This is a genomic window from Ferrithrix thermotolerans DSM 19514 (assembly GCF_900128965.1).
Taxonomy (GTDB): Bacteria; Actinomycetota; Acidimicrobiia; order Acidimicrobiales; family Acidimicrobiaceae; genus Ferrithrix; species Ferrithrix thermotolerans.
Genome location: NZ_FQUL01000021.1, coordinates 1 through 17,306 on the forward strand (window position 1 = coordinate 1; position 17,306 = coordinate 17,306).

The 17,306-nt window shown below is 50.4% G+C and carries 16 protein-coding genes; 5 read left to right on the forward strand and 11 right to left on the reverse strand.

Translation table 11 applies throughout. The features are described from left to right. Both BUA24_RS07470 and BUA24_RS07475 read right to left on the reverse strand, forming a co-directional pair. Nucleotides 1-1,842, reverse strand: coding sequence for a peptide ABC transporter substrate-binding protein (locus BUA24_RS07470; RefSeq protein ID WP_072790765.1), 1,842 nt, complete (start codon nucleotides 1,840-1,842; stop codon nucleotides 1-3). Between the two features lie 428 nt (nucleotides 1,843-2,270). After that, on the reverse strand, nucleotides 2,271-3,260 hold the full coding sequence (locus BUA24_RS07475; RefSeq protein WP_072790768.1) for a GGDEF domain-containing protein: 990 nt from the start codon (nucleotides 3,258-3,260) through the stop codon (nucleotides 2,271-2,273). 149 nt (nucleotides 3,261-3,409) lie between these two features. Here BUA24_RS07475 and BUA24_RS07480 point away from each other — a divergent pair, with 149 nt between their 5' ends. Continuing rightward, nucleotides 3,410-4,243, forward strand: a complete 834-nt coding sequence (locus tag BUA24_RS07480; RefSeq protein WP_072790771.1) for an ATP-binding cassette domain-containing protein — start codon at nucleotides 3,410-3,412, stop codon at nucleotides 4,241-4,243. A 6-nt stretch (nucleotides 4,244-4,249) separates the two neighbouring features. On the opposite strand, the gene BUA24_RS07485 is transcribed toward BUA24_RS07480, so the two are convergent. The 8 genes from BUA24_RS07485 to thiO form a co-directional block, all read right to left on the reverse strand. Then, a complete protein-coding gene (locus tag BUA24_RS07485; protein ID WP_072790774.1) occupies nucleotides 4,250-4,768 on the reverse strand; it encodes a gamma carbonic anhydrase family protein in 519 nt (172 codons plus the stop codon). Nucleotides 4,769-4,824: 56 nt separating this feature from the next. Continuing rightward, nucleotides 4,825-6,108, reverse strand: a complete 1,284-nt coding sequence (locus BUA24_RS07490; protein WP_072790776.1) for an MFS transporter — start codon at nucleotides 6,106-6,108, stop codon at nucleotides 4,825-4,827. Between the two features lie 56 nt (nucleotides 6,109-6,164). Further along, complete coding sequence (locus BUA24_RS07495; protein ID WP_072790779.1) at nucleotides 6,165-6,911, reverse strand: ParA family protein; 747 nt, start codon at nucleotides 6,909-6,911, stop codon at nucleotides 6,165-6,167. Between the two features lie 5 nt (nucleotides 6,912-6,916). After that, a complete protein-coding gene (locus tag BUA24_RS07500; protein ID WP_072790782.1) occupies nucleotides 6,917-8,434 on the reverse strand; it encodes a CHAD domain-containing protein in 1,518 nt (505 codons plus the stop codon). Between the two features lie 165 nt (nucleotides 8,435-8,599). After that, complete coding sequence (thiD, locus tag BUA24_RS07505; protein WP_072790785.1) at nucleotides 8,600-9,430, reverse strand: bifunctional hydroxymethylpyrimidine kinase/phosphomethylpyrimidine kinase; 831 nt, start codon at nucleotides 9,428-9,430, stop codon at nucleotides 8,600-8,602. Between the two features lie 218 nt (nucleotides 9,431-9,648). Next, nucleotides 9,649-10,446: a thiazole synthase gene (locus BUA24_RS07510; RefSeq protein ID WP_072790788.1), complete on the reverse strand. Its 798-nt coding sequence runs from the start codon at nucleotides 10,444-10,446 to the stop codon at nucleotides 9,649-9,651. A gap of 2 nt (nucleotides 10,447-10,448) precedes the next feature. After that, complete coding sequence (gene thiS, locus BUA24_RS07515; RefSeq protein WP_245790360.1) at nucleotides 10,449-10,643, reverse strand: sulfur carrier protein ThiS; 195 nt, start codon at nucleotides 10,641-10,643, stop codon at nucleotides 10,449-10,451. 12 nt (nucleotides 10,644-10,655) lie between these two features. Continuing rightward, the gene (gene thiO / locus BUA24_RS07520; RefSeq protein ID WP_072790794.1) at nucleotides 10,656-11,831 is read right to left on the reverse strand and encodes a glycine oxidase ThiO; all 1,176 of its coding nucleotides are present in this window, start codon (nucleotides 11,829-11,831) and stop codon (nucleotides 10,656-10,658) included. A 747-nt stretch (nucleotides 11,832-12,578) separates the two neighbouring features. Between thiO and BUA24_RS07525 the strand changes: the two genes are divergently transcribed. The 4 genes from BUA24_RS07525 to BUA24_RS07540 all read left to right on the forward strand — a co-directional run bounded on the left by BUA24_RS07525 (nucleotide 12,579) and on the right by BUA24_RS07540 (nucleotide 15,869). Further along, nucleotides 12,579-14,207 (forward strand): fatty acid--CoA ligase, encoded by a 1,629-nt coding sequence (locus tag BUA24_RS07525; RefSeq protein WP_072790797.1) that lies wholly within the window; start codon nucleotides 12,579-12,581, stop codon nucleotides 14,205-14,207. Nucleotides 14,208-14,296: 89 nt separating this feature from the next. Further along, nucleotides 14,297-14,434, forward strand: a complete 138-nt coding sequence (locus BUA24_RS12500; RefSeq protein ID WP_178138747.1) for a hypothetical protein — start codon at nucleotides 14,297-14,299, stop codon at nucleotides 14,432-14,434. A gap of 155 nt (nucleotides 14,435-14,589) precedes the next feature. Then, nucleotides 14,590-14,811: a hypothetical protein gene (locus tag BUA24_RS07535; protein ID WP_143146455.1), complete on the forward strand. Its 222-nt coding sequence runs from the start codon at nucleotides 14,590-14,592 to the stop codon at nucleotides 14,809-14,811. Between the two features lie 65 nt (nucleotides 14,812-14,876). Beyond that, nucleotides 14,877-15,869, forward strand: a complete 993-nt coding sequence (locus tag BUA24_RS07540) for an MDR family oxidoreductase (RefSeq protein ID WP_072790805.1) — start codon at nucleotides 14,877-14,879, stop codon at nucleotides 15,867-15,869. A gap of 46 nt (nucleotides 15,870-15,915) precedes the next feature. On the opposite strand, the gene BUA24_RS07545 is transcribed toward BUA24_RS07540, so the two are convergent. Next, nucleotides 15,916-17,046: an HD domain-containing protein gene (locus BUA24_RS07545; protein ID WP_072790807.1), complete on the reverse strand. Its 1,131-nt coding sequence runs from the start codon at nucleotides 17,044-17,046 to the stop codon at nucleotides 15,916-15,918. Nucleotides 17,047-17,306: the final 260 nt, after the last annotated feature.

The window sequence follows — 17,306 nt, forward strand, 5'->3', positions numbered from 1 at the left end:
TTACTTTACAAAGTACCAGGTCTCAGGCGTAATGTTAGCATATGGGTTTTGTGTTACGCCCTTGAGGTTGCTTTGGATCTCCGACAGCTGGAAAGGTGGGTTTGGCTGATAGAAGACTGGCAACTGCTGCACCATGTAGTCCTGGTACTGGTTGAACACCGAGTTGAACTGCGATGCTGGAGCTGTATGAGTCTCGTTTATCAACTTATCCGCCGTTGGATCGTTGTAACTTCCAAAGTTAGAGCCAGCGGTAGATGAGAAGATCTCACCTCCGGTTGGAGCGTAGTCTGGAGCATATACCCATCCACCGGCCCAGTTCTCCATCTGCCAGGAGGTAGAGGTGGGGCTAGCGTTTGAGATTACCTGATTGAATGGTGCTTGAGATAGGTTTATGGTGATACCTACCTGAGCTGCGGCTGACTTTAGAGCCTGCATCTCCTGGCTGACCGATGAGAGCCCGGAGGCGTACTGCAGGTTGAAGGTCAACGGAGTGTTGGCTGCGATTCCCGCTCCACACTCATTTGCCGCTGTACCAGGGCGTACACATACCGTGACTCCATTTGGCTTTACATCCCATCCATGAGAAGTTAGAAGTGACTTAGCGGCAGAGATACTATATGGGTACATCCCCGTCTTTGACAGAGAGTCAGCGAATGGGTTTGCAATGGCTGTTGGGACAGGGCTGTAGGTTGGAACACCTAGTCCGTGTAGGAAGCTCTGGATCCACTGTTGCTGATCGATCAGGTGCTGAAACGCCTGACGGAAGTAGAGCTGCTTGAAGATCGGTCCTGCGGTTGGGTTGTTGAAGTTTTCCACCCAGTAGTTGAATCCAAAGAGGTTCCATGGCTGTAAGGTGTAGCCCTCCTGTGCAAGGACGCTTTTTTGTGCTAGGTCGCTTACAGGTATGTATCCGTATGTGAGTCCCTTTGCCCTAAGCACGTTGAACTCGGCTGAGTCAGAGGTGAAGGGTAGCTCTACGAACTCTGACAGGGTCGGCTTTACGGGTCCTCCATAGGTTGGATTAGGCACAAATACCGCTTTGCCTTGGGTGGTAAAGCTCTTTAGCTTCCAAGGACCATCCACGATCGACCAGATTGGGCTGGTTGCATAGGTTGAGAGATCACCGGCTTGGGTGTTTAAGAAGTTGTAAACAGCCGTGGCACCGCTTGTGGTCTGATCAGGAAGTGACGACACAGGGGTTGACGCCGTTGGAGAGGGCGCTGACAGAGAGGTCTTGTCCCAAGCAAGGGGAAGCGGTGTTATCTGAGAGAGTTCGTTGTAGGTGAACCAGGTTGGGTTGTAACTCTTGTCCAGCTGGAACACCACCTGATACTTAGATGTAGCCGTGTAAGAGGTGATGTTGTCAGGGAATGCACCTGGAACATAAGCAGCCCAGTTTGCTCTATTAGCCTTTACAAGGTTCATCCAAAAGATTACGTCCTGGGCATCCACAGGCTCCCCGTCAGACCACTTGTAGTTTTGGTTCAGATCGACTGTCACGGTCTGGTTGTTGTTCGAGAACACCGGTGGCTTCGCCAGGCTGTACTGGTAGTTGATCTCAGCGTTTGAGCCGACTCCAAACCAGTAAAGCGGTCTATACATGAGCTCTTGGAACAGGCTCAAATTTGAAGTAGAGAAGTTCGTTCCCGGAGTAAGGGGGAATATGTAGTTAGGGTTAGCGCCAGGACCCTCAGCAAATGTGGCGACCCCTCCTTGAACCTTGGTCGTTCCCGAGCTGCTAGACGACGAAGCCGACGACCCAGAGCCACAAGCAGCCAAAGTTATAGCTGCCACTGTGGTTGCAATTACGGCGCTGCTTCTGCGCCTTATCCTTTTCTTCATTTTTTCCAGCTACCTCCCCAGGTAAGTGTGGTAAACAACAAGTGTCACATTTGTGAACGTAAGAGATGATACATCGAATCTCAAAATATGTTGTAAGCACGGAGAGAATTTATACAGCATTGTCATAAAGTCTTTTTTCACTGGCACTACCACATACTGTATACATACATATCTATCTGCTCTTATGTCTTCAAATAGCGATTTTCAGAAAAGCTTTTGGTTACATCAAGCTGAAAATAGGCTGAGAAGTAACCACCTTGAGTATTCTTGGCGTCGTCGAAATCTATAAGTCACTCGATAAACCAACTTATTTCTTAGCTAATACTCAGGAACAAAGACCACGATGGAAGACGACAACAACAAGTGGTAACACACTATCCTCCCACACGCCGCCGACGGATACATCCCCGTCGGCGGCTTCTATCTTCTCATCCGACCTCTCGCCTTTGGAGCAAACGTCTACTTTGTTTGTTGGCGTACATCTGAGCGTCTGCGACGACGATCAAGTCGTCTATCGAGGTCGAGCCTGCATCGTCGCTAGCGAATCCAAATGAGACCGGCACTTGGCTTTCTGTGAAGACACGACGAAGCCTACTCGCCATCTGCTGTGCTGAGGTGGAGTCTGTGTGAGGGGCCAAAACGGCGAACTCGTCTCCCCCTAATCGAGCTGTAAAGTCGATTGCCCTACAGGTCTGTCCTAACAATGTTGCAAACCTCTGAATGTACTGGTCTCCGGCCTGGTGTCCATAGGTGTCGTTAATGGTCTTTAGACCATCTAAGTCAAACACAAATATCGATACCGGCATGGGATATCGCTCCCGTCGCCTTTGTTCTCTCTGGATAGCGAGAGTGAACCCATAGCGATTGAGGAGTCCTGTTAGCTCGTCGGATGAGGCCTTGTTCTCGACGAAATCGAGCTTCTGGGTTACCTTTTGGAGGGTGTTTCTCAGGCGAAGGGCGTTCTCGCAGTGCAAAGTGAGCATCTCGACCGTCATGACAAGGGCGTCTTGTGGGAGGTTCATTGCTTTGTTAGCGTAAAGACACACAAAGAAACCTTCCTTGTCGACCTCGAAGCTTCTGAGAAAGATACTCTTTATTGGACCCATGGTAAGTAGCTGTGTTGAAAACTCCACATATGGTGGCTTCTCCAGATGGACGACGTCTGTCTGGTAGCCGGTTTTGGAGTTAGAACTCCCGCCTAATATCGATCTTTGGACCCTCGGGAGTCTTCTTATCACCAGTGAGTCACCGCTTCGCAGGGCAGAGAGTGAAGATCTTGATATCTCAACGGTGGCGGTTAGATCGTCAGAGGTCGATGCTAGAAGCACCCCTGTAGCACCACACGCTAGTCTCACCTGGTCCATGGCAGCCACTATCGAGGCCCTGGCCTCATCTCCGGGAAGAAAGCCCTGTTTCACTGTGGAACCTCCTCCCTATAATGTAATTACAGCTTTGCAATTTAACGTCACTCATCGTTCGGAACTTTAGAGCATGCAAGAATTAGCCAGAATCCTCCCATGGGTGTTGCCTGGGAGATCGAGGAGAAAGAGGTTGAAGCCTTGAGCATTTGTACGGATTTACCTCAGTGTCGATAGAAGAGCTACCGATCTTTCGTCTCGAAGACGCCATGATGGTTAGGCAAGGAAATCGCCTTTTAGATTGCGTTACATTCTCAATCCATAAGGAGGAGAAGGTTGTCGTAATGGGTAGAAACGGAGCGGGCAAATCTTCCTTTGTGAGAGCCCTAACGGGGTTCGAACGGTTAAGTTCTGGCTCGTTGTATGTTGATGGACAAGACTCTAAGACGAAAGATCTAAGAGAGTTAAGGTCTCATGTTTCCTATATAGGATCTTCCCTCCAGGACAGATTCTTAGGCGACGTTTCTGCGTCGGAGGTTGTCTTGACGGGTCTGTACGGAGACTTGGCGCCTTACTGGCACAGCTTTAGCGTAAAAGACATTGAACGTGCCTGCCAATTGCTCCTTGACTTCGGAGTCGGATCGAAGGAGTCGTCTCTTTTCCGAAACTTGTCGCAGGGAGAGCGTCAACGAACACTGCTGGCCCGGGCGTTTGCGACAGCCTCAGATTTGGTGATCGCTGATGAGCCCTTTGTAGGTCTGGATCTGGTTGCCACAGATGAACTCTTCATGGTTCTTGACGGTCTTGGAGGACCACAAAGCGTCTCCATTATAAGAGATAAGGCGGTACTACTCGTCGTACACTCTACCGCTGAGATCCCACGATCTTTCGACAGGGTTGTATTTCTAAGAGACGGTGGGATCGCCTGGTCTGGGGAACCTAGAGAGTTCTTGGATAAGTCCTTACTAAGCGAACTCTATGGAACTAGCCTTGAGACATACGAGGTAGGTGGTCGCATCTACACACACCTAAAGCAGCCATGATGTCCTTTACTCTATACGTCTTAGCTCACGTTTGTACCTGGCTGCATTTTCAACGTAGAGTTGAACGGCCTCTTTGAACTGTCCCTCCGTAACTTTATTCTGGAAGATCTTAGCTGGAACCCCTAGGGCCATTGAGTAGCTAGGTACCAAGGTACCGTTAGTCACGACAGCGTTCGCTCCAACAAGCGAGTGGCTTTCGCACAGTACCTCATGCAGTACGATCGAACCCGATCCGATCAAGACATCACTTTCTATTCGACATCCTTCCAAATGGACGATATGACCTACCACGCAGCGGGATCCAACCAAAGTGGCTAGTTCTGCGGTCGCATGGATGACTGTTCCATCCTGAATCGATGTCTCTGAACCGATCTCGATGTGTCCATAGTCTCCTCTCAGAACAGCCTGTGGCCAGATGCTTGCGTATTCACCGATCGTGACATCGCCGATTACGGTTGCGTCGGGGTGCACAAAGGCACTTGTATGAATCTTGGGCTTTAGATCACCTAATGCATATATAGCCATAGGAGTCAGGTTAGCGGATCAATAGGACGATAACTTAGCTCTATCACCTAAGTTGCTCAGCTCGAAAGCGCCCGTCGGCTCGCCGAGAACGAAAAGGCACCTACTAAAGCAGCTGTTGCTACGACGACATCTCCAGTGGCAAGAGGTATGTATATCAGTGTTGGAACTATTGCCCCTATAACCCAGGCCAGTTGGAGGCGGGTTTCGTAACGTGCAAATGCTCTGGCTTGTAAGTTCGGAGGGACATGGTGTTGGACTATCGAATCAAACGCAAGCTTTCCTCCGCTCGCTACAAGTCCTATGATGCCCGCCAGAGCGATCTGTGAGCCGATAGTATCTAACTTGCCAGCTGCAATCGCAGCTAGCGCCTCGAGTATCAGGGCGGATATCAGGATCTGCTGTTCCGACAACCGCCTGCGTGCGAGCGGCGTAGCGGCTGTGGCCAGAGCTGCCCCCGAGGCGCTGGCTAGCAGCGTCAAGCCGTAGATAATGACAGAGGAGTGTGACTCTTTGAGCTGGAAGGCTACAAGGAAGGTGAAAAAGCCTACACCTGCACGAAGCACAGCGATCGCTGTGGACGCTACCAAGGCCACATGATGGTCCATAAATCTTGGTGAGCTTACGTCCCTAGAGACTTTGAAACCTCGTGCACTGTAGAGATGTGCAAGGTGGGTTCTTCCCATGAACCTTATCTCTGCCAGCAACACTAATAAAGGGATAAGCTCTGCTCTTAGGATCCACGCAGTACCTAAGCCGGGTGTCTTTAGAATCCCTCCCGCAAGAGCTCCAGCTACTACGCCAACTACAGCACCTAGGAGCGATAGCTGTGAGTTGGTCTTTACCAAGACAGAGTCAGGGCTATCTTCGACTTTGCCTTCTTTCAAACCTTCGTAACTTAGGATCTGAGGAACTAGAGATGCCTTTGCAACCAGATACAACTTTGAAGCGACTAGAGCCATGAGAGCCTCGGGGAACAAAAAGAGAGAGCGGTAGTCGAAAGATATCGCAAAGACCGCCACCACCTTTATCGTTGCGGAGAGATAAAGAGCCCCTTCCCGAAAGCGTGTGTCTCTGTCCAGTAAAGGAGCTAGAAGCGGCGCTACAAATGCGTAGGGCAGGACTGTAAGCGCAAGGTAAAGGGCAACTTTTGACTTCGCTTCGTGCGGTGATATCGAAAAAAATAGGCTACCCGCCAATGCGACCGTTGTCATTGTATCCGATGCCAGGGAAAGCGCATGGACCCTTCGGAAAGAGCCGATAGGTTGAGATCTATCGAAGAGTCGTGCGATGTAGGCAAACACCTCTTTTATGATGCCCAACGCCAACTGCACAACTCTCACCAGTTTTATGCTAGGCAGACAGAGCCTCGACCTTGGTCGGCAAAAGCGGTTCAGTGTTACGAAAGTAGATCAAGCTCTCTCCAAAGACTTAGAAAGTTTTGCGCAACCGTCGATCTGGGATGTGCTGTGACAGTGGGAATGCGCTCAAGCGCCATATTTTCTATAAGGGAAGACCTCCGAATTACGCTTCTCGTAAGGTTCAGAGCTGTGATCTTCCTTAGATCCTCGATTAACTCAAGGTGTCTCTTTGATCTTGTCTCTACCATCTGTAAGGTAGTGCGATGAGGTGCATTGGATCGATATTGGTCTCTAACGTGCGTCAGGTACTCAATAGTTGCTCGAAGCGCAAGGGGAGATACCGTAGTTACCATAAGGGTGAGGTCGGTGGCAAGAAGCTGAAACTTCAGTACGTCATCAGCTGTGGGAGGGGAGTCGATTACGACTAGGTCGAAGTCGTCATCGATGGATGAAAGAGCCTTGGAGACTCTTATTTCTAAGGAATCTATCTCCTTTAAGTCTGAGGAGAAAAACCTCGTACGGTCGTTGAATGGAAGGATGTAGAGACGGTCAACATTCGTCGCCCTAAGTGGCCTTAGAAGGTTCGGCTTTTTCTTCTGTAGTTCCTCGCCAAGACCGGCGCCTTCTAAGTGATCGTGATGAAGGAGAAAGGAGGACGCGCCTTGTGGATCTAGGTCGATCAGGAGAACCCTCCAGCCATCGGCTGCGGCGACAGCGCCAAGGTTCACGGCGGTTGAGGTCTTCCCGACTCCTCCTTTGAGGCTGTAACAGTTCAGGACCTTCATTTGCGCTATCCAATCTTCTTGAGTGTTTGGCGTAGTCTGTTGACCGGGGTCTCTTTCCCAGGGTCTATAAGAAGCTGAGAGCAAGAGGTAAAGGATCTGTCTCTTTCTTGCGACAACTCCTCTAACAGACCATGTTCATAGGTTAGAGAGCGGCACTTTGCAAGGATTTGAATCGTGACCTCTTTGTCCTGGAACTCACCCAAGCGATCCTGGATAATACGTAGCTCATCTAGAGCGCGACCAAAGAGCTTCGCATCGATCAGAGATTCAAAGAGCTCGAGGGTGTATCTGAGGTTCTTGGCTTGTTTTCTCCACCTGTGCATCTGCTCATGGGTCATAGACTTCTTTGTGACCCTGGCTTGGTGCAAGAATTCACGGGAAGCCCCCTTGATGGCGATCTTTGTAAACTCCTCCATCGATAGATGTAACGGGTTAGACCTTATGTCGCCCGTCAGCCGCAAATAAAGGGTTGTCCAACTCTTCGCAATCTCCTTTATGACCATCTCGTCTAACGCTACTTCAAGACCCTTATGGGCAAGCGCCCTTCTTTCCACTAGCTCTTCTAAAAGAGCGCTGTGGCTCGAGTCTCTAGCCAACCTTTGACCAACGGTCGATGAGAGCAGCACGTCGAGATCTCGTTGTTCCCCACATATTCTCTGAAACTCTTTGAGCGTAAACAAGATGGAGGATCTGGCGCTCTTCGTCTTGTGGCTTGCGTTTTTGGGGATTAGGTAGTGCGTAAGCTGGGTTGCCACGCGCATTCTACGGATATCAACCCTAAGATCGTGACAGAACTCGAGGTCCAGGTCCTTAGCAGCACCGTTCGTATTGAGTTCCATGCGGCGGATGAGCCCGGTGATCTTTGAGTTGAGTTTTACGAGGGGATCATCGTCCTTTGAACAACTAAGGGACAAGTAATCGGTGTAGTCAAAGCGTCGACGGGACTGCCGCCTCATAACAGACTCCCAGATGTCCCAGTTTGAGTCCGATATAAGCCTGCCCTTTAGATGTTTTGACATTTCCATTACCATCTCTTTATGGTCTTCCCCCGGCATCACAAATATCCGTAACCACTGTTCAGGAAGACCTACTGGAGTAACTACGTCAACCTTGGCGATTCGAAGGCCATTGGCGTCTCGGAGTTCGACTGAGTTTGTAACCGCTTCGATCGACGCCATCTTTAGTAGAGCTCTGTTCTTTGCAAGCCTGTAGAGCAAGGCTCGTATCCCATTCTCGTTGATGTTGGTAATGGGAAGGTGATCGAAGTCAGCCGGTCTGTCCAAGGTAAATGGAGAAGGTGCCAGTCTCTTTGCGTATACAACCCCGCTGGTCTTGGTGTCTTCGACCGTTATCTCAAGCGACAAGCCGTTTTTGGCGAGGCCCCATATCTGTGTGTCGTAAAGAAGCAGCGTCACTTGGTGGCTACAGCGAGGATTCACATGAACAGATCCCACTTTGTGCAGAGATTTTACGACAAGATTTGCTAACTCTAGGTGGGTAAGTGTCTTATCTGTAGCTAGCACCCTCTCTATCTGGTTAGGAGGTGCCTCTCCGTGGGTTGCCGTTTGATATTCCTCCCGCTATGGGTTAGGAGTATAGGTTCCTTGAGTGAGAAGGCAGACCGTGCTCTTTATTGGCATAAAGATCGGGGTTCTCCTAGCAGTTTGATCCTCATGTCAGGTTTGTGATTAGTAGTGGTGAACTACCGAGTTGAAGTGATCTAGTGGTCCAAAGCCATGACCTAGTGCCCAACTCTTCGACCCTGCTATTGCGCTTGTAACATAAGCCTTCGCTTCCCTTACCGCTTCCGTTAACGTAACCCCACGCGCAAGGTTGGCGGTGATAGAGGCTGAAAGGGTGCAACCTGTTCCATGGGTGTTTTTAGACTCAATTCTTGCCGCCCGAAAGGTAATGACCTGGTCACCGTCGTAAAGCACGTCAATCGCATCAGGATCACCCTCTAGATGACCGCCCTTTACAAGTACGTTGGCCGGTCCCATCTGCTTTAGCTCCTTTGCCACAGTGACGAGATCGGCGGCGTCAGATATCTTTAGCCCCACCAACTTCGATGCCTCAGGGGCGTTTGGAGTGATGAGATAGGCGTGGGGAAAGAGTAGGTCTATGTAAGCCTCGATAGCATCGCTGTCAATTAGGGGATCGCCTGAGGCGGCTACCATAACGGGATCTACGACCAACTTGTGCAAGGTTCGATCCTTTGCTAGATTCGATACCACCCGTACGATCTCACGGGTAGCAAGCATCCCGGTCTTTGATCCGCGAATCCAAAAGTCCGATAGGACCGATCTGATCTGAGCGTCAACTAGGTCTGGATCGACAACTTTGTAGTCCTGCACCCCAACGGTGTTTTGTGCTGTAACTGCTGTGATGGCACAGGTTCCAAAGACGTGATGTGCTGCAAAGGTCTTGAGGTCGGCCTGAATCCCTGCACCGCCACCGGAGTCCGAACCGGCTATGGTCAGTGCAACTGGAGGATTGCGATGATTTGAGGTAGTATCCAAATTTCAAAGCCTCCTGATGTACTAGACGCCCTGCTATCCTAGCCAACTTGCTCTGTGAACCGGGCAAATATAGATCTCACGCACACCTATTCGAAATATGCAGTACTAAATCTATAAGGGGTTCTATGTGCTCATCTTGGATAGTGGAGTTTCTTCCAACTTAGCGACGTCGTTTCGTCGTGCGCTCATAGTGCCTAATAGAACACCATGAACCTCTTTCATGTGAATGGTTTTCCTTCATCTGTGGTCGATGCCTGCGCCAGTCGCCGCCTTGGTATGCGTCCCGATAGATAAGAAAGTCTTCCAGCGCGAACCGCCATCGAGATGGACCTTGCCATGGACTTGGGTACTTTAGCCCTGGTGATCGCTGAAGCTGCGAGCACCGCGTCGCAGCCGAGCTCCATAGCGAACGCTGCGTCTGAGGCACATCCAATACCAGCGTCCAACACCACTGGACACTCGATGCGTTCGGCTATCAGCTCTATGTTGTGTGGATTTAAGATCCCAAGGCCAGATCCTATCGGAGAACCTAAAGGCATAACTGCGGTAGCACCAAGGTTTGCTAAGTGGCTAGCCAAGGCTGGGTCGTCGTTGGTATAGGCAAAGACGTAAAACCCTCGCTTCACAAGCTCTTCGGTAGCTCTGGCTAGCTCCAGCGGATCTGGAAGCAAGGTGTCTTGGTCACTGATTACCTCTACTTTGACAAGGTCCGTCTGTAAAGCCTCTCTACCGAGTTCTGCTGTAAGTACCGCGTCTCGTGCTCCAAAACATCCAGCGGTGTTTGGCAAAACATGTACCGAGAGCTTTGCTAGCTCTTCGAAGATCGATCCGTCTCTAAGTGTTGGATCAAATCTTCTAATAGCAACGGTCACCATCTCAGCTCCTGACGCTGTGATCGTCTCGGAAATAACCCTATGGGACGGAGCCCCGCCTGTGCCAAGGATCAGTCGGCTCGATAGCGTGAGGGGACCGATCTTTAGAGCGTCTTCGTCGTTTTCTATGTAGTGTCGATTCAAACCTATCCTCCTTGAAAAATAGTGACTACCTCTATGGCGTCTTGGTCTGAGAGAAAGAAGGTATCCCACTTGGATCTAGGGACGATCTCCCGGTTTACCGCAACGGCCACGCCATTGGTTGGAGCTTTGAGCTCATCTACAAGCTTGGAGATCGAGGTAGGTGCCTCGATGGTTACCACTTCGCCGTTTAAGACCACCTCTAACAACGGCTACCTCCCATCTTGTAGTCTTCGATAAGGGTCTAATATTTCGGTGAACCTCTGAAGTCTCACGGAAAAGTTGGCGTTCGACCTTCGTCCAATGGCCTGTACCAGCAAAGAGGCGGTGTAAGGGGCAAGTAAAAATCCGTGCCGATAATGACCGCTATGTATATAGAGATTAGGCAGAAGCTCGCCGACGTTTGGATAGTTATCGTAGGTGCCGGGTCGATAACCACTTGAGAGTTCCACGATCTCCATCTCCCGCAACGACGGAACGCTGTAGATGGCGTCGTATAAGAGATCAAACACCCCTCCGGCCTTTGGGAGAGAGTTGTTCATCAAAGGCACTTCTTCTTGGGTCGCGCCCACCACTACCTCACCTGAGGTTCGGGGGACTATGTAGTTCCATCGCCCGTGTCTTATGGAGCGTACGCACACCGACGGTCCGATCTTTTGAGTGTCTCTGAGGCGTATTATCTCTCCACGCACGGGACGGGTTGCGACCGCACGAGCTAAGTCTTCGTCCAAAAGACCGCTTAGAACCTCCTCCGGCGAGATCATCGGGTTACAAAGAACGACCCTTTCGCCTTCAACGACGTCGAGGTTATCGAGCCTGAGTTGATACCTGCCCTGAGCTGTCCGCACAACCCTTTTTACCCTGGCCCTTACGATCCTTGCGTGACCTTCAACGATCTCGATCATACGACCTAGGACTACCCGGTTGTCTACCTGGTAGTCCTTCGGAGTGTAAAGCCCCCCAATTACCTTTGGCGAAAGGGTAGGCTCAAGGTCTAACACCTCACTTCGTCCCATTAGATGAGATTCGATTCCAAGTTCTTTATGGAAGCTTTGTAAGCGCATGAGCTCGTCAAAGTCTCCATGCTCGGTAGCGCTGAGGAGGGTGGCACGCCTTTCATAACCACAATCCAGCGAGGTATAGGACTCGAGCACTTTAACAAAGTCGTCCCAGTATTGAGCAGCCTCAATCAGCAGTTTTCCCATGAGAACTTCGCTGTAGTTGACCTCTGAGGCGGGAGCTAGCATACCTGCTGCGACGTAAGAGGTACCACCACCGGGATCGGGGTCTACCACTATGAGATCATGTCCATGGTCGAGCAGCTCGATAGCGACAGAAAGTCCAGCTACTCCGCCGCCTACAACGATAAACTCCGAGTCACTTTCCATTGCCCTTCTAGACTAACCTAGCTTCCAGATGCTCAAGGCGATAGGGGCTAAAGACCGTTTGCAGCGGCTAGTTCAACTGACTTCTTAATCTAACGATGCGTGCGATTGGTAACTTTTATAGTCTTGACAGCTCCATCGTGATTCTCGTTGGAGGTTATCTAGATTCGGTGCTTCGATAAAAAGGTTGTGTCGGCGTCAAGATCAATGTAGGTGGAGTTGCTTCTCGTCTTTTAGATAGGTGCATTTATTTCATGCCAACTCTAGGAAGCCTAACCGCTATAGCCTTAGGGTTGCTTTGCGTAGGGACTGAGATTGAGAGGAAGAAAAAGTTGTGTTTGTCTGAACCCCACGGGATAGCTGGTTCAACGTTTGCGCTGCGCTTCCCACCTGTCAAAGGGTAAGTACTTGAAGGTACCTAGATGATAATCGTGCTGTCGAAGATAGAAAGGGGGTATCGCTAATTAGAGGTCGGGTTCGTGCGTGTCTTATCTAACTGCCAGTAGGTCGACCTTAGTCGTTAGAGTAAGGAAATAACTTTGAGCTCAAACTTTGCGTTACTATAGGTTGTGCTTCGATGTGATGACTTTATCTCTTGGAGTTGGCTCTCAAACACTGGCTTATAGATGCAGATCCCCTCGAAGGCCGTTCTGAACCACAGCCAGATCGGTGCTATAACTTAGGTATTACTTTTATGATCTCTGCGTTTTATGCTCGACAGAGTCTGAGATATTGAGAGTTGAGGGTTATATGAAAAGTACTATGCAAGAGGCTCCGCTACTGGTTTCTGCGATACTAAGGTATGGAGCTTACGCGTATGGCGACTCCAACGTTTACACCTACCACGGAGACACGACGACGAAGAGGAGCTTTGCTGAGATATACACCCGGTCTTCTCAGTTAGCACACGGCTTGGCCTCTATAGGTGTGTCCACAGATGACAGGGTGGCAACGTTCTCCTTTAACCATAACCAGCATCTCGAGGCTTACTACGCTGTCCCTTCTATGGGTGCGGTTCTTCACACCTTGAACATAAGGCTTTTTGCGGATCAGCTCAGTTTTGTGATCAACGACGCCGCAGACTCAGTGGTAGTTGCAGACGTCGGGGTACTCCCACTCTTAGCGAGGGTACTTAGAGAGACTCCGACCGTCAAGCACGTAGTCGTCGTTGGATCGGGAGATACCTCCGTTTTGGATGGGTTCAACGTGACGGTGCATGACTATGAGTCTCTAATTGCGGATAGGCCAGAGGAGTACCCTTGGGTCGATATCGACGAGCGTTCCGCTGCAGCTATGTGTTACACCTCTGGCACTACCGGTAATCCAAAGGGTGTGGTGTACTCGCACCGCTCTACTTATCTACACTCCCTGTCTGCGATCTCTGGTAACTCTTTGGGTTTAAACAAAGACGATCGTGCACTTGTCATAGTCCCGATGTTTCATGCCAATGCATGGGGTATACCCTATGCAGCCTTTATGGCGGGTGCTGATATGATTATGCCGACTCGCTTTCTTCAGGCTAAGCCTCTGGCGGACATCATCGAGAAGCTGCGGCCTACGATCGCCTCTGGGGTCCCTACAATCTGGAACGACCTCTACCACTATCTAGAGAGTAACCCTATCGACATAAGCTGCTTTCGGTTGATCTCATCTGGGGGTGCGGCGGCACCTGAGGCACTGATCCGTGGTTATAAGGAGCGATTTGGGGTCCATCTCGTACAAGGTTGGGGCATGACCGAAACCTCCCCCTTGGTGACACTTGCCATGCCTCCAAGAGGTGTAGATGAAGAAGGCTGGATGAAATATCAGCTCAGTGCAGGTAAGCCCGTGATTGGTACAGAGATAAGAGTTGTAGATGATAGCGGTAAGGAGCTCCCCAACGACGGTAAGTCCATCGGCGAGTTGGAGGTGAGAGGACCCTGGATTACTGGCTCTTACTACAATCGCGACGCCCCTGACTCCTTCGACAACGGGTGGCTGCGCACCGGAGATATGGCCACCATCGACCCTGAGAGGTACATGCGGATAGTAGATCGTACCAAAGATGTCATCAAGTCGGGAGGGGAGTGGGTCTCCTCTGTTGAACTTGAAAATACCATCATGGCACACGAGGCCGTGTTAGAAGCTGCAGTAATTGGCGTGCCAGATGAGAAGTGGGACGAGCGTCCGTTAGCCTGTGTTGTAATCAAGCCAGGTCTAAACGTGACGCCCGAAGAGCTGAGCGAGTTTCTGAAGAGCCGAGTTGCCAAGTGGTGGATTCCGGAGAGGTGGTGTTTCGTGAGTGAGATACCTAAGACCTCGGTAGGTAAGTTCGACAAGAAGGTTCTTCGCAAAGACGTCGGTGACGGTCGCGTCGAGGTACTAAAGGCTGGGTCCTAGAAGGAGATCGATGATCCACTTCACGACCAGTCACTCCTAATTTGGCCCTATCTGAGCACTATCAGTGGTCTGTTGGCTATCCTGATGAGATGGCCCAAAGGATTAGCGTCTTGGCAGTAAGTAGGTACTGCTTCGACGATATCGACAACTCGCCTTCGCGCCTCTCAGTTTCGTCTGAGGTTGGATTAAATGTCTTGAGAGACCCAAGATCTGGGATCGTGACCTAATAGTTCGTAGGAGATTTAGATCCCGCTATCCCCTAAACCCCGCTGGGAAGAGAATGAACTTTCAATGATTTGAAATACGTCCATGTCCTTGTTGCACCCCAGGTTCATGAACTCCACTACTTGGGTAGCGCTTTTGCTCCATTAGCTTGTACAAAATGGAGTTTTATGAACGTTTGACGGAGCTTATAGAAAGTGCAGAGACCCTCGCCGAAGGTCTAAGAGATCTGGCTTATGGGTACCTAAGAGAGGGTTTCTTCAATAAATCCGAAGACTCATTGAAGCTGGAGAGAGAGGTTGCAAAGGCTCGGCGTTCCGTTGAAAAGGCAGTTCACATCATGTGCTCTCTTCAAAGAATGATCGAAGTATCCGATGAGTGACAATGGGTTTTAGGTGTTAGTGTGAGTTAGTACTAAAGACCACTTCGACAAAGGATGATTTCAAGGTGAAGTTTAAGGCGCTCGTGTTGGATCAATCGGGAGACTCTGTTACCGCTGAGGTGAGAGAGGTGGACGAACGGCTTCTCGGTGAGGGCGAACTCACCATCAAAGTACACTACTCCACGATTAATTACAAAGACGGGATGGCTATTACCGGTACAGGAAAGATAGTCAGATCGTATCCTATGATTCCTGGAGTGGATCTTGCCGGAGAGGTTGTGAACTCCGACTTTGAAGAGTTCTCAGTCGGCGACCTAGTTGTGGTAACTGGCTTTCGAATGGGCGAGCTATACCCCGGTGGTCTCAGTCAATTTGCACGAGTTCCGGCACGCTGGGCTATCAAACTCCCTGAATCGATATCAACAAGACGGGCCATGGAGATAGGAACCGCTGGCCTAACCTCGATGTTGTCGATCTTGGCGCTTGAGGAGCATCAGGTGGTTCCAGGCAGCTCTGTTTTGGTGACAGGAGCTGCTGGAGGCGTAGGCTCAACGGCTGTGTCTTTGCTCTCGAAGTTGGGATACCACGTAGTTGCGTCGACGGGGAGGCGCTCTGAGGAGCCTTATCTGCGAGAGCTTGGAGCATCGGAGATTATTGATAGGTCAGAGTTGTCGACTCCAACTCAGAGGCCGCTTCTGTCGGAACGCTGGCACGGTGCGATTGATGCTGTGGGTGGAGATACTCTCTCTAACATCTTGTTACAGACACGCTATGGCGGCTGCGTCGCATCTGTCGGTCTTGCAGGAGGGGCAAATTTCTCTACAACGGTTTACCCGTTCTTGGTGCGCGCCGTGACACTCGTTGGGATCGACTCTGTTATGACGCCTCTTGCTAGACGGGAGCTTGCGTGGAGTCGTCTCGCTCGAGATCTGGACCTGTCTCTTTTGGATAAGATGGTCTCCTACGTATCTCTCTCAGAGGTCATCGATGTAGCCAGAAGGATCATGAAGGGAGAGGTAAGGGGAAGAGTAGTGGTGGATATGGACCAAGAGAGTTAGGTCCAACAATCTCTTTGCATCTGTTGCATAAGCTAGTCCTTTTGTTCTAGATAGAACCCAGATCTACTCCACGGGGGAGTTTTGATGTCGACCAGCCGAGATGTTTCATTGCGCTTCTGACCGCAAATCTGTCGGTCATTCCTGCTACATAGGCGACCGCTTGCTCGGTTGCGGCCACCGAACCTGCTGTCACCTCGTCATGGTTTCTCTCACCAAAGACATCTAGGTGCGGTCGATCGATGAAGTACTCAACGAGTGACTGTAGCATCTCAACTACAACCTTGTTCTGTTCTACAGAGGCCGGACGCATGTAGATGTATTCGTAGTTAAAGGTCCGGAATTCAGCGAGGATATCAGCCATATCAGGTGACATTCCCACTCTCCCTGACTTTAGGGAGGTCTCTATAATATCTGTGATCAACACATCGAGCTGGCGTCCTTTGACACTGCCTAAGGTGTCGAGCACAGCCTTGGGCAACATGGACTCTCTGACTATCCCAGCTCTACATGCGTCTTCAAAGTCGTGACACACATAGGCAACCCGGTCAGCCCATGACACTACCTCTCCTTCGAGTGTAGATGGAGCCGGTAGTGACCATGAGTGGCAACGAATGCCGTCAAGGGTCTGCCAGGTTAGATTCAGATCTTTGAGGACTACGTCTGCACCGAACCTTGCGTGGTCGAAGCCCCTCTCAAGATAAGGAGAGAGAGCGTCTTCAGATGCGTGGCCAAATGGTCCGTGACCACAGTCGTGTCCAAGTGCTATCGCCTCGGCTAAGGTCGTATTTAGGCAAAGAGCTGATGCGATTGATCTTGCTACCTGCTCCACCTCCAAGGCATGGGTGAGGCGCGTTCTCATATGGTCCTCGGGAAAGATAAAGACTTGGGTCTTTCCCGCAAGTCTGCGAAATGCAGTGCCTTTGTGCAAGATTCGGTCACGATCCACCTCAAAGCATGTCCTATATGGATCGGCTTCTTCTAAATTAGCCCTTTGGCCAGCACCGCTTGACCTTGTAGCATTGGGATCGAGGTGACTCTCGAGACGCTCTCTTTGTTGTCTATCGAACGATGAAGGACTAATAAGGCGCCGATCTGAGTCGCTGTGGGCTAGCACTACGTCGTTAGCAATTGTTCCTCGCATAGTGGATCTCCACGTCTCCGCTCTCTCTGTTACCATAGGCTCTCCTAAAATGTGTGATTTTATCCAACTATGAGTCGTCGTAGTTACAAGGTTCTGAGTGACTTGAACGTTACCTCCCTCTTTAGCTGGAAAGGCTTCGCTAAGCAAACTCTACTTATGCGGGCCTCGCTTCGAAGCATTTGGTGTCCCTAGTTCTACATCCGACCTATATCTTTGGGGTGTGCAAAAGAAACGCCTTTTAGATCAATAACATCTGAAGCCGGAGATCGAAAATCTCGCTTAGGGGTACACTACCC

Excerpts from the sequence above, each read along its gene's own strand:
- BUA24_RS07470 (WP_072790765.1), bottom strand. The coding sequence starts at position 1,842 with ATGAAGAAAAGGATAAGGCGCAGAAGCAGCGCCGTAATTGCAACCACA.
- BUA24_RS07485 (WP_072790774.1), bottom strand. The coding sequence starts at position 4,768 with ATGGCTATATATGCATTAGGTGATCTAAAGCCCAAGATTCATACAAGT.
- BUA24_RS07495 (WP_072790779.1), bottom strand. The coding sequence starts at position 6,911 with ATGAAGGTCCTGAACTGTTACAGCCTCAAAGGAGGAGTCGGGAAGACC.
- thiO (WP_072790794.1), bottom strand. The coding sequence starts at position 11,831 with ATGGAAAGTGACTCGGAGTTTATCGTTGTAGGCGGCGGAGTAGCTGGA.
- BUA24_RS07525 (WP_072790797.1), top strand. The coding sequence starts at position 12,579 with ATGAAAAGTACTATGCAAGAGGCTCCGCTACTGGTTTCTGCGATACTA.
- BUA24_RS12500 (WP_178138747.1), top strand. The coding sequence starts at position 14,297 with ATGGCCCAAAGGATTAGCGTCTTGGCAGTAAGTAGGTACTGCTTCGAC.
- BUA24_RS07535 (WP_143146455.1), top strand. The coding sequence starts at position 14,590 with ATGGAGTTTTATGAACGTTTGACGGAGCTTATAGAAAGTGCAGAGACC.
- BUA24_RS07545 (WP_072790807.1), bottom strand. The coding sequence starts at position 17,046 with ATGGTAACAGAGAGAGCGGAGACGTGGAGATCCACTATGCGAGGAACA.